At 35.4% G+C, this 12,428-nt stretch carries 10 protein-coding genes and 1 other annotated feature; of the genes, 8 read left to right on the plus strand and 2 right to left on the minus strand.

Annotation, left to right across the window (positions count from 1 at the left end):
* Nucleotides 1–6: 6 nt before the first annotated feature.
* Entirely contained in the window at nucleotides 7–1,869 is a 1,863-nt protein-coding gene (locus tag PB01_RS05050; protein ID WP_151699184.1) for an oligopeptide ABC transporter substrate-binding protein, read from the plus strand.
* 248 nt (nucleotides 1,870–2,117) lie between these two features.
* Here the strand turns inward: PB01_RS05050 and trpS are convergent, their stop codons facing one another.
* Nucleotides 2,118–3,104 (minus strand): tryptophan--tRNA ligase, encoded by a 987-nt coding sequence (gene trpS / locus PB01_RS05055; RefSeq protein WP_151699185.1) that lies wholly within the window; start codon nucleotides 3,102–3,104, stop codon nucleotides 2,118–2,120.
* Between the two features lie 44 nt (nucleotides 3,105–3,148).
* Nucleotides 3,149–3,365: a binding site (T-box leader), on the minus strand.
* 52 nt (nucleotides 3,366–3,417) lie between these two features.
* The gene (locus PB01_RS05060) at nucleotides 3,418–3,762 is read right to left on the minus strand and encodes a DUF3899 domain-containing protein (protein WP_151699186.1); all 345 of its coding nucleotides are present in this window, start codon (nucleotides 3,760–3,762) and stop codon (nucleotides 3,418–3,420) included.
* A 235-nt stretch (nucleotides 3,763–3,997) separates the two neighbouring features.
* Here PB01_RS05060 and PB01_RS05065 point away from each other — a divergent pair, with 235 nt between their 5' ends.
* The 7 genes from PB01_RS05065 to spxA all read left to right on the plus strand — a co-directional run bounded on the left by PB01_RS05065 (nucleotide 3,998) and on the right by spxA (nucleotide 12,372).
* Nucleotides 3,998–5,707, plus strand: coding sequence for a peptide ABC transporter substrate-binding protein (locus PB01_RS05065; protein ID WP_151699187.1), 1,710 nt, complete (start codon nucleotides 3,998–4,000; stop codon nucleotides 5,705–5,707).
* A gap of 200 nt (nucleotides 5,708–5,907) precedes the next feature.
* The gene (gene opp3b, locus PB01_RS05070) at nucleotides 5,908–6,840 is read left to right on the plus strand and encodes an oligopeptide ABC transporter permease (protein WP_151699188.1); all 933 of its coding nucleotides are present in this window, start codon (nucleotides 5,908–5,910) and stop codon (nucleotides 6,838–6,840) included.
* Nucleotides 6,840–7,859 (plus strand): oligopeptide ABC transporter permease, encoded by a 1,020-nt coding sequence (gene opp3C, locus PB01_RS05075; RefSeq protein ID WP_151699189.1) that lies wholly within the window; start codon nucleotides 6,840–6,842, stop codon nucleotides 7,857–7,859. The genes opp3b and opp3C overlap by 1 nt, the downstream gene beginning before the upstream one ends.
* Before the next feature lie 15 nt (nucleotides 7,860–7,874).
* Nucleotides 7,875–8,936 carry an ABC transporter ATP-binding protein gene (locus PB01_RS05080; protein WP_151699190.1) on the plus strand — a complete coding sequence of 354 codons (1,062 nt, stop codon included), beginning with the start codon at nucleotides 7,875–7,877 and terminating at the stop codon, nucleotides 8,934–8,936.
* On the plus strand, nucleotides 8,936–9,877 hold the full coding sequence (locus tag PB01_RS05085) for an ABC transporter ATP-binding protein (RefSeq protein WP_151699191.1): 942 nt from the start codon (nucleotides 8,936–8,938) through the stop codon (nucleotides 9,875–9,877). The genes PB01_RS05080 and PB01_RS05085 overlap by 1 nt, the downstream gene beginning before the upstream one ends.
* A gap of 495 nt (nucleotides 9,878–10,372) precedes the next feature.
* Entirely contained in the window at nucleotides 10,373–11,581 is a 1,209-nt protein-coding gene (locus PB01_RS05090; RefSeq protein ID WP_151699192.1) for a putative glycoside hydrolase, read from the plus strand.
* A 395-nt stretch (nucleotides 11,582–11,976) separates the two neighbouring features.
* Nucleotides 11,977–12,372, plus strand: a complete 396-nt coding sequence (spxA, locus tag PB01_RS05095) for a transcriptional regulator SpxA (RefSeq protein ID WP_151701971.1) — start codon at nucleotides 11,977–11,979, stop codon at nucleotides 12,370–12,372.
* Nucleotides 12,373–12,428 lie beyond the last annotated feature (56 nt).

Genomic DNA, 12,428 nt, shown 5'->3' on the forward strand with positions numbered 1-12,428 from the left:
ATAGAAATGAATAAAAAGCTTTGGACATTATTTGCGGTACTTATAGCTTTCATGCTAGTACTTGGTGCATGTAACAAGGATACCGATGAGCCAGCAAAAGGTACTGATGAAGGAAAAACAGAAGAAGGTAAAACAGAAGAAGGTAAAACAGAAGAAACAGCAGAAGAACCTGTAGCTGAAGATTCTGATGCATTATTCCCATTAGAAGTAACAAATGATGGTGATGCAATTTCAGGCGGTATTTTAAAAGTGGCAATGGCAAAGGATGAGCCATTCCAAGGTATTTTCTTAGCAGAATTAAGCGAAGACGCTTATGATTCTGATATTATGGCTTATTCAAGTAACTCTCTTTTTGGAACAGATGGAGACTTTTTATTAGATGATTCAGGTATTGCAAGTATGACTGTAGATCAAGCTAATAACAAAGTTACAATCAAAATCCGCGATGGTGTTAAATGGTCCGACGGTGAACCATTGAAGATTGAAGACGTAATTTATCCTTATTTAATCATTGGAAGCAAAGGATATACAGGTGTTCGTTATGACTCCAATTTCCAAAACATTGTTGGTGCTGAAGAGTACCATGATGGAAAAGCAGATTCAATCTCTGGTTTAGTAAAAGTTGATGAAACAACTTTAGAAATGTCATTAAAACAGATTTCACCAGCAATCTTTAGTGGTGGAGATGGAATTTGGAGTAGTGCTGCACCAAGTCATATTCTAAAAGATATTAAAATGGCAGATTTAGTAGAATCGGATGCAGTTCGTAAAAACCCTGTAACTTTAGGCGCATTTAAATTTGACAAAATCGTACCAGGTGAATCAGTACAATTCGTAGCAAACGAAAACTACTGGAAAGGTAAACCAAAACTTGATGGTGTTTTAGTGAAAGTTGTACCAACAAGCTCAATTTCAGTTGCAATTGGACAAGGCGAATATGATATTGCATCAAGCTTTAGTGCTTCTAAAATGGAAGAAGTTAAAGACTTTGACAATATTGACATTCTAGGGCGTCAAGAACTTTACTATTCATACCTTGGCTTCAAATTAGGTAAATATGATACAGAAAAAGGCGAAGTTATTACAGATCTTGCTGGTTCAAAAATGGGTGACGTTAAATTACGTCATGCAATGGGCTATGCAATTGATGTAGAGCAAGTAGCAGAAGTATTCTATAATGGATTACGTGAACGTGCTAACTCTTTAATCCCACCAGTGTTCGCATCTTTCTATGATTCTTCTTTAGAAGGATTTACGTTTGATCCAGACAAAGCAATGGCATTATTAGATGAAGCTGGCTATAAAGATACTAATGGCGATGGAATTCGTGAAGATAAAGAAGGAAAACCTTTCGAAATTAAATTCGCTACAATGACGGGTGACGATATCGCTGAAGATATTACTCAATTCTATTTACAAAACTGGAAAGACGTTGGTTTAAACGTGACGTTAACTACAGGTCGTACAATTGAGTTCAACAGCTTCTATGACAAAGTTCAAGCAGATGACCCAGAAATTGATATTTTCATGGCTGCATGGGCAACAGGTACAGATCCATCACCAATGGGCTTATACTCTAAATCGGCGCAATATAATTTTAGCCGTTTCTCATCAGATTTCTTAGAGCAAACATTAGCAAATATTGACTCTCCGGAAGCATTTGATGCTGATTACCGTGCTGGACAATTCCGTGCTTGGCAAGAATACATGGCGGAAGAAGCTCCTGTAATTCCAACTATGTATCGTTATGAATTGGTTCCGGTAAACAAACGCGTTAAAAATTGGAATATTGATTATTCAAATGAATCTTTCTCTAACCTACAAGACGTAGAATTAGTATCTGATTCTGTAGTTAAATCTTCAAAATAATTTAAAAATAAAAAACCGTTCCTAGACGAAAGTTTAGGAACGGTTTTTCATATGGTTTAAGAAGGATGTGATACATATTAGACTTTTACTTTTTTTAATCAGTTATGGATTAGCAGTAATTAGTTGTTCTCATTTAGTACTGTATTTAAACTATTTAGCATTAGGACACTCTTGGAATGCTGTAGTTTTGTTTATACTAAGTTCAAATGAATTTGTTTTGTTCTGCCTATCCCTTTTGACTTTATCGGTTATCGTCTTCTTCCGAGGCCCATTGCGGCTTCCATCTTAAACAAGGTTTGTTGTGCGTGCGTATTCGCTTTTTTTGCACCTCGATCTAAAATGTCATCCAACTCTGTTGAATGTAATAATTGTTCATAGCGAGCTTGGATTGGAGCAAAATGATCATTTATCACTTGAGCTACCGATGCTTTAAAGTCACCGTATCCTTTTCCTTCGTACTTTTGTACAAGCGATTCGATCGATACGTTGTTTAATGCTGCTTCGATCGTTAGTAAATTCGAAACTCCAGGTTTATTTTCCGGATCATAAGCAACGATGCCTTCAGAATCCGTTACAGAGCTTTTAATCTTCTTCTCAATTTCTTTTGGTGTGTCTAGAATACGGATAGTTGCTTTTAAGTTCGGATCGGATTTACTCATCTTCTTTAGAGGATCTTGAAGTGATTTAATTCGAGCTCCGCTTTTAGGGAGTTGGATTTCAGGAATAGTAAGGACTTCCCCGTAGCGCTTATTAAATCTTTCTGCTAAATCGCGTGTTAACTCAACATGTTGTTTTTGGTCGTCTCCAACTGGAACGATATCAGTTTGGTATAAAAGAATATCTGCAGCCATTAATGGAGGGTACGTTAGTAAAGCAGCCGAAACGGCATCTTTTCCGTCAGATTTGTCTTTAAACTGTGTCATTCTTTCTAATTCACCGATATAAGACACACATTGCATAATCCAACCAGCCTGTGCATGTGCGGGTACCTCTGACTGGATAAATAACGTCGATTTTTCTGGATCGATACCTACAGCAAGATATAATGCAGCAAGTGAACGAATATGTTTACTTAACTCCCGTGGATCCTGAGCTACAGTAATGGCATGCTGATCGACAATACAAAATATACAATTATAGCCATCTTGCAGAGTTATAAACTGTCTAAAAGCACCAATATAATTCCCGAGAGTGATAGTTCCTGTTGGTTGCACACCTGAAAATATTTTCTTCATCTTTTTTCCTCCTTAAAAATAAAAAAACATCATACATCCCTATAAAAAGGGACGAATGATGTATAATCCGTGGTACCACCCAGTTTGCTAAAAGTAATTTAGCCACTCTTCTTCGTAACGTGAAGGGGACGGTATATGCTACTTCAAGTTCACATATACTGCTCAAAAGCCCATTCTATTTGACGTATGTTCTGTTTGCACCAACCACAGACTCTCTTCACATACAAGTTCAAATATACTTTTCTCCGTCAAAGCATTTTGTATTGTTTTGAACATTATAGTATAGAAGAAAGTTAAAAATCAAGTTGAAAACTTAACTATAATAAACAAACAAAGCAATACACATGCAAAGTAAGCTAGATAGCCCTAAAGCAATAATCGGCTTATTAGGAAAAGAAAAAACTTCTGAAGGCAATCGCATCTTACCCACTTCTTTTCTCAAACGCTTCGGAGTAAAAACTTTTCTTGAACTTTCCGTGAAAAAATCAAAAAAACCTCCGGCAACAACATACGACATTAATCCAAAGAACGTAATAAGTCCTCCGACATAAAAAGACATATTTGCATAATAAACTAGATTACATTTTCCGTATATTAAAAACGTAAGTACGAAAATAAGAAGTTGTAACCCTATAAAATAGAAAATTTTTGCTTTCATAATTCACCTCTACAAGAATAGATTATAGAAGATAAAATTAAAATAATCAAAACTTTGTTGAATATTTGTAAAAAACAAGAAATTATCTTTCCAAAGATTCACAATTGTTAGGACAATGTGATGGTTTTATAACTAAATTAAACTTTTTTTTTTGAAAATACTGTACAAGTTAGAATGAAAATGTATAATAAGTATTGTAATGAATTTTTCTGAATATTTAAAGGGGGTTATTCTATTGAAGAATAGCAAATTTTTATGGCTTTTTGGCCTAATGTTAGTTCTTAGTGTTTTCCTTGCTGCTTGTGGCGACAAAGAAGATGCAACAACTACAAAAGAAGATAAAAATTCAACAACAGAAACATCGAAAGAAACAGCAGCAGTAATTGACGAAGATCAAGTACTAAATCTTATTGAGGGTGCTGAAATTCCAACGATGGATTCATCTTTAATGACTGACCAAGTTGGTTTCATTGTTCTTAACAATGTAAACGAAGGTTTATACCGTTTAAACCCAGAAAATGTTGCAGTTCCTGCTATTTCTGATGGTGAGCCAACAGTTTCTGAAGACGGATTAGTATACACATTTAAAATTCGTGATGCTAACTGGTCTGACGGTTCTCCTGTAACAGCTAATGACTTTGAATATGCTTGGAAACGTGCGATGAACCCGGATATGGCTTCTGAATATGGTCCATACATGATGTCAGGTGTTATCAAAAATGCTACTGAAATCTCAGAAGGCACAGTTGATTACAATGAATTAGGTATTAAAGCTCTTGATGAAAAAACATTAGAAGTGACGCTTGAAAAACCAGTTCCTTACTTCTTATCATTAATGTCTTTCGGAACGTTCTATCCATTAAAAGAAGCATTTGTTACAGCGCAAGGTGATAACTATGCGAAAAATTCCGATTCTGTATTATACAACGGTCCATTCACATTAGCTGATTGGGATGGAACAGGTTTAACATGGAAGTATCTTAAAAATGATCAATACTGGGATAAAGATACAGTAAAACTTACAGAAATTAACGTTGATGTTGTAAAAGAAGTTCCAACTGCAGTTAACCTATATACAAATGGTGAAAAAGATCGCGTTGGTCTTTCTGGTGACTATGCAAGTCAATATGCTGATGATCCAGAGGTTGTAAATCAACCGGATACAGCTGTATACTATTTCAAATATAACCAAGAGCGTCTTGGTAAAAAATCTCCACTTGCTAACGTAAATATTCGTGAAGCAATTTCAAAAGGATTTAATAAAGAAGATTTAACTTCTGTAGTTTTAGCAAATGGTTCTATGCCAGCTAGTTACTTAATTCCAAAAGATTTCTATTTTGATGAAGATGGAAACGATTTCCGTGGTGTTAATGGAGACATGACTGCATTTGATCTAGAAGCGGCTCAAGCAGCATGGGAAAAAGGTTTAGCTGAATTAGGAGTTAAAGAAATTTCTATAGAACTTCTGGGTTCAGACTCTGATGTTTCTAAAAAAATGGATGAATATTTAAAATCTCAATTAGAAAAAAACTTACCAGGGTTAAAAATGTCACTTAAAGAAGTACCGTTTGCGGTACGTCTAGACCTTGATACAAATCAAGATTATGACATCGAATTTGCTGGATGGGGTCCTGACTATCAAGATCCATACAGTTTCTTAAACTTATGGGAAACTGGTGGTGGAAATAACCACATGTCATATTCAAGCTCTGAATATGATCAATTACTAAAAGATATTAATGGTAAACTTGCACTAGACCCAGAAGCACGTTGGAATGCAATGGCAAAAGCTGAAAAATTAGTTGTAGGTGAAGATTACGCTATTGGACCAGTTTACCAAAAAGGTGCAATGATTTTAGAAAAATCATATGTAAAAGGTATTGCTAAACACCCATTCGGTGGAGACTATAGTTACAAATGGGCTTATATCGAAGGTAAAAACTAAGTATTTGTAGTAAAAAATCTCATAGTTAGGGAGTATATGGTTTCCAATTTGGGCCATATGCTCTCTTTTTAAATGAAACTGAATTCACTAAATATTTTTTTTATACATTCGATTTTGACAATTTCAAAGCCATTCTGTTTAGAAGTAAATATAGATTAATATAGTAGAATAGAACATATTTTATTTAGGAGGTGCAAAAGATGGCAAAATATATTTTACGGCGTGTAATTTATATGTTTATAACGTTTTTCCTGATTGCAACAGCTACATTCTTCTTAATGAAGGCGCTTCCAGGATCCCCGATTAGCTCTGCTGCAAAACTATCCCCTTCACAACTTGCGATAGTGGAAGCGAAATATGATTTAGATAAACCAGTAGCAGTTCAATATGGAAAGTATATGTTAAACTTAGCGAAAGGTGATTTAGGTGTCTCCTTCCAGTTTAAAAATGCAAGTGTTACTGAATTAATCATGAAACGTCTTGGTCCATCTTTTCTTCTAGGATCACAAGGATTAATTCTTGGAGTTGCTATTGGAATTATTTTAGGTATGATTGCTGCATTAAGGCAAAATACTATTTGGGATTATGGTAGTACGCTAATTGCTATCATTGGAATATCAATTCCATCTTTCGTTTTCGCAACATTATTGCAGTATTGGTTAGCTGTTAAATGGCAAATTTTCCCGGTTGCTTTATGGAAAGACGGTTGGATGTCAAGTGTTCTTCCATCTATTGCATTAGCTATGGGTCCTCTTGCTACAGCTTCCCGTTTTATACGCACGGAAATGATAGAAGTTTTAGGTTCTGATTATATTACGCTTGCGAAATCAAAGGGTGCTAGTGGGTTTGAAGTTGCATTTAAGCATGCTTTCCGAAATGCATTAATACCTCTTGTAACTGTTTTAGGTCCGTTAGCAGCTGGTTTGCTAACAGGTTCCCTTGTAATTGAGAAAATATTTGCTATTCCTGGAATTGGGGAACAATTTGTAAAATCAATTATGACAGACGATTTCCCTATTATTATGGGGACAACTTTGTTTTTCTCGGCATTCTTAATACTTGTAATATTCGTAGTAGATATTCTTTACGGTATTATTGATCCGCGTATTCGTTTATCAGGAGGTAGTAATTAATGAATGAAGATGTAAAAAAATTACCTGCTGATTCTTTTGATAGAGTCCATATAGATAGCATCCATTCCGAAAGAATTTCGAAACCAAGTTTAAGTTTCTGGCAAGATGCTTGGTTGCGTATTCGTAAAAATAAGGCTGCGATCGTTAGTGCCTTCATTTTGCTATTTATAATCGTCATGGCATTTGTTGGACCTATGATTAGTCCGCATGACGGAGAAACACAGACGCTTCAACATGCTAACTTGCCTCCAAAAGTACCGGGACTAGAAAAGCTTGGAATATTTGATGGTTATGGTGTACTGGCGGGTAAAGAAGTAGATTTATATACATTGAAAAAGGTAGATACGTATTATTGGTTTGGTACAGATGGACTTGGACGTGATATGTTCTCACGTGTTTGGGAAGGTACCCAAATTTCTTTATTTATCGCATTTGTAGCTGCTGTAATTGATATGGTTATCGGTGTAACTTATGGAGGAATCTCAGGTTACTACGGTGGGCGTTTGGATGATGTTATGCAACGTATTGTAGAGATTTTGATTGGTATTCCTACATTAGTTATTGTTATTCTAATGATGCTTGTAATGAAGCCAGGGCTTACTGCAATAATCATTGCAATAACGATAACGGGATGGATAGGTATGTCTAGGGTAGTACGAGGTCAGGTTTTGAAATTTAAAAACCAAGAGTTTGTTCTAGCTTCTCGTACATTAGGTGCAAGTAACGGTCGAATTATTACGAAGCATATTTTACCAAACATTTTAGGGCTTATTATTATTAATATGATGTTTACAATTCCGGGAGCAATTTTCTTTGAAGCATTCCTAAGCTTCATTGGATTAGGGCTTCAGCCACCAACTGCATCCTTAGGGACACTTATTAATGACGGTTATCAGTTGATTAAATTTCAACCACATGTATTATTGTTTCCATCTTTAATATTAAGTTTATTAATGATTGCATTCAACTTAATTGGTGACGGTTTACGTGATGCATTCGATCCGAAGATGAAGGACTAAAAGGAGGAAAGCAAAATGGAGAAAATATTAGAAGTTAAAGACCTAGAGCTTTCCTTCCACACTTTTGCAGGAGAAGTTAAAGCGATCCGTGGCGTTAATTTCGATTTATTAAAAGGTGAAACACTTGCAATTGTAGGAGAGTCTGGTTCTGGTAAGTCAGTTACTACTAAGGCGATTATGCGTTTATTGCCTGAACATAGTTCTGAATTTAAAGAAGGTCATATTTTATTTAATGGGAAAGATCTAACAAAACTATCGGATAAAGAAATGCAAAAGATACGTGGGAAAGATATTTCAATGATTTTCCAAGATCCAATGACCTCTTTAAATCCGACAATGCCAATAGGCAAGCAAATTATGGAGCCTATTTTAAAACATCAAAAAGTTAGTAAATCCGAGGCTCGTAAAATTTCAATTGATTTATTACGTTTAGTTGGTATGCCAAAACCGGAAGCTCGGATTAAACAATATCCACATCAGTTTTCTGGTGGTCAACGTCAACGTATTGTTATAGCGATAGCACTTGCATGTAATCCACAAATTTTAATTGCGGATGAACCTACAACTGCTCTTGATGTAACGATTCAAGCACAAATTCTAGAGCTTATGAAAGATTTGCAGAAAAAAATTGATACGTCCATTATCTTTATTACGCATGATTTAGGTGTTGTAGCAAACGTAGCTGATCGCGTAGCAGTTATGTACGGTGGAAGAATTGTAGAAGTTGGTACGGTGGATGAAATTTTTTATAATCCACAACATCCATATACATGGGGATTACTCAGCTCCATGCCTTCATTAGATGTAGAAGAGAAACTATATGCAATTCCTGGTACTCCTCCGGATTTATTATCACCACCAAAAGGGGATGCATTTGCCCTACGTAGTGAGTATGCAATGAAAATTGATATGGAAGAAGCACCGCCATTTTTTAAAGTAAGTGATACACACTATGCGGCAACTTGGTTATTACATCCCGATGCACCTCAAGTAGAGCCTCCAATTTCTATTATTGAACGTATGAAGAAGTTTCCAGGTAGCCGTTATTATGAAGGAACTGAAGGAGGAGCTTACTAATGGCTGAAAAATTACTAGAAATTAAAAATTTAAAGCAATATTTTAATCCAGGTAAGCCAAATGAAGTTCGCGCAGTGGATGATGTAAGCTTCGATATTTTTAAAGGTGAAACTTTAGGACTTGTTGGAGAATCTGGTTGTGGAAAATCAACAACTGGACGCACAATTATACGTCTATATGACGCTACTGATGGCGAAGTAATTTACGATGGCGTTAATGTACATGATAAAAAAACTAAAAAAGATTTAAAAATATTTAATCGCAAAATGCAAATGATTTTCCAAGATCCATACGCTTCACTTAATCCACGTATGAAAGTTTTGGATATCATTGCAGAAGGTTTAGATATTCATGGGCTTGTAAAAAATCCAACAGAGCGTACAAAGCGTGTAGAAGAGCTTCTAGAGACGGTTGGTTTAAACAAGGAACATGCTAACCGATATGCGCATGAATTTTCTGGTGGTCAACGCCAACGTTTAGGTATTGCAAGAGCACTTGCGGTAAATCCTGAATTTATCATTGCGGATGAGCCGATTTCTGCATTAGACGTGTCGATTCAAGCACAGGTTGTAAACTTATTAAAAGAATTACAAAAGGAAAAAGGATTAACTTATTTATTCATTGCGCATGATTTATCCATGGTAAAATATATCTCTGACCGTATAGGTGTTATGTATTTTGGAAAATTGGTAGAACTTGCACCGGCAGAGGATTTATACAATAATCCACTACATCCTTACACGCAGTCACTTTTGTCAGCGATTCCGCTTCCTGATCCAAATTATGAACGTACTCGTGTTCGTAAATCTTACGATCCAGCATCTCATAATTATCAAACAGGTGAAGAAATAGCAATGCGTGAAGTAACTCCAGGGCATTTTGTATATTGCTCAGAAAAAGAATTTGAAACGATGAAGGCTATTTCACAGTCACGTCTTTAACAAATAGTAAGAAAAAAACGGTCATTCTTAATTGAATGATCGTTTTTTTTTAGAAAGCAATATAAATTTTGCGACGAGTAACCGTAGGAGCAGATGTTTAGTCCAAAGCAATGGGGGTATAGTGAAGACAAGAAGCACTTAAAGTGCACTTCACTTTTCAATTAAAGTGCGTACTAATCTGATACCACTGAGATTTCCGCTGCAGGACGGACGCTTTCCGCGGGATGAGCGATGAGCTACTACCGTCGCATTTGCGTCGTTTTATGAAGGCTCACTTGTCTCAGTCATCCCGTGCTAGAGTAGCCGCCATTTCGATGCAATCCTCGGGGCTTGCTATCTATTCAGTTACGTCTCACTACGGCAACGGTATGTGCCATATATCAAAAAAGCGAAAGTACATTTCCTAAAACTAGAGCTATTAGTAGAAGTGCCCTTTCTTTTAAATGGAATAATTGATAAAATGAAGAAGTATAGGGGAAAGGAAGGATTATTTATATGAGGAATACGATTAAATGGTTAGCTTCATTGAGTATATTTGCAACTTTATTAATTCCAACTTCTGTTTTTGCTGAAATGAATTTGTTTTCCAATAATTTCTCGACTAAAGAATTCAGTTTTGTGGCAATTGACAAGTCGCTCGTTTCTTCATCTAAATTATTTGTTTACGACTCTGGACTTTCTTTTGAGTATCCAGACGCGGTAAGAGGTGTATATGTAACTGGACATTCGGCGGGAGGTTCCAGGTTTAAAGATTTATTAAAATTGATGGACACATCAGAATTAAATGCAATGGTAATTGATATAAAAGATGATTTTGGAAACTTAACATATATACCAAACGAGGATTCTTCCTTAGCAAAGTATAATATTGGAAAACCATACATAAAAGACCCTCGTGCGATGCTTAAAGTCATGGAGGAAAAGAAAATCTATCCCATTGCGCGGATCGTTGTTTTTAAAGATACAGAACTGGCAGAAAGTAAACCGGAATTGTCATTTGTCGATGGGGATACGGTTTGGAAAAATAGACGAGGAGAGGCCTTTGTTAACCCATTTTTACAAGAGGTATGGGATCATAACGTAGAAATAGCCATTGAGGCAGCAAAAATGGGCTTTAAAGAAATACAATTTGACTATGTTCGTTTCCCTGAAGGATTTGAAAAAAGAGAAGATACCCTTAAGTACTCGTTGGGGAAGTATGAGTCAACTGAGCTTGATCCGGTACAACGACGTGTGCAAGCAGTTACCGACTTTGTCGCCTATGCAAGAGAAAAATTAAAACCATATGGAGCACAAGTCTCAGTTGATATATTTGGATATTCTGCAACACTTCCAGAAGCACCAGGTATTGGGCAAAACTTTTCTAAAATCTCGGAAAATGTGGACGTCATTTCATCGATGATTTATCCAAGTCACTGGACATCGTATTTTGGTATTAAAAAACCAGATTTAGAACCATACCGTTTAGTTCAAGAATATGCTAAAGTAGAAAATGCTAAATTAGCAGAGTTAGAAAATCCACCTGTTTCACGTCCGTGGATTCAAGATTTTACAGCTTCTTACTTGGGTGCTGGGAATTATCAAATATATGGAAAAGCGCAAGTAGAAGCACAAATTAAAGCTCTGAAAGAAGCAGGAATAAACGAATACTTACTGTGGAATGCTGGAAATAGGTATACACCTGGTGTTGAATATACACCTTGAACTAAAGGAAAAAAGACATAAAAATAAAAATTTTATGTCTTTTTTTTTATTTTTATGAAACTTTATTTCATGGAAAACGTATTATTTAATAGAACAGTCATTTTCAATTTGTATTCTTAATTGAGAATGTTATTAAATTTTTTGTAATAAGATGTTTAAAGTAGAAACGAGATGGGTATAAGATGAATAGATGAATTATTTAGCTTTTAAGTGCAAGTGTAGCTTATATTTTCTTCGAAATTGTGACAGAGTTCTTAAATAGTAAATTTTTTCTTCTAAACATATTTTAAATAACTAAAAATTGGTGTATACTTTAAAAGTAAAACATTACATTAAAATAATTATAATCTACTTTATATAACACAATGACTATTTGAAAGGAAGTGTTTTTATTGATGGTAACATTATTTACTTCACCTAGTTGTACTTCATGTAGAAAAGCAAAAGCGTGGTTGGAAGAGCATGATATTCCATATACAGAGCGTAACATTTTTTCTGAACCACTTAGTATAAGTGAAATAAAGGAAATTTTAAGAATGACCGAAGACGGGACAGATGAAATTATATCTACTCGTTCTAAAATATTTCAAAAATTAAACGTCGATGTGGAAAGCCTTCCACTTCAACGACTATATGAGTTAATCCAAGAATATCCTGGATTATTACGTCGACCAATTATTTTAGATGAAAAACGCTTGCAAGTTGGGTATAACGAAGATGAAATACGTAGATTTTTGCCAAGAAAAGTTCGTGCCTACCAGCTAATGGAAGCACAACGTCTTGTTAACTAGATGCAAACTAAGCTGATTGTTTTTCAATGAAATTTGAAAAACAATCAGCTCTTTTA

This window comes from Psychrobacillus glaciei (genome assembly GCF_008973485.1).
Classification (GTDB): Bacteria; Bacillota; Bacilli; order Bacillales_A; family Planococcaceae; genus Psychrobacillus; species Psychrobacillus glaciei.

Bases quoted from the DNA above. Each gene is read 5' to 3' on its own strand.
- PB01_RS05050 (WP_151699184.1), top strand. From the start codon at position 7: ATGAATAAAAAGCTTTGGACATTATTTGCGGTACTTATAGCTTTCATG.
- trpS (WP_151699185.1), bottom strand. From the start codon at position 3,104: ATGAAGAAAATATTTTCAGGTGTGCAACCAACAGGAACTATCACTCTC.
- PB01_RS05060 (WP_151699186.1), bottom strand. From the start codon at position 3,762: ATGAAAGCAAAAATTTTCTATTTTATAGGGTTACAACTTCTTATTTTC.
- opp3b (WP_151699188.1), top strand. From the start codon at position 5,908: ATGGCAAAATATATTTTACGGCGTGTAATTTATATGTTTATAACGTTT.
- opp3C (WP_151699189.1), top strand. From the start codon at position 6,840: ATGAATGAAGATGTAAAAAAATTACCTGCTGATTCTTTTGATAGAGTC.
- PB01_RS05080 (WP_151699190.1), top strand. From the start codon at position 7,875: ATGGAGAAAATATTAGAAGTTAAAGACCTAGAGCTTTCCTTCCACACT.
- PB01_RS05085 (WP_151699191.1), top strand. From the start codon at position 8,936: ATGGCTGAAAAATTACTAGAAATTAAAAATTTAAAGCAATATTTTAAT.
- PB01_RS05090 (WP_151699192.1), top strand. From the start codon at position 10,373: ATGAGGAATACGATTAAATGGTTAGCTTCATTGAGTATATTTGCAACT.
- spxA (WP_151701971.1), top strand. From the start codon at position 11,977: ATGGTAACATTATTTACTTCACCTAGTTGTACTTCATGTAGAAAAGCA.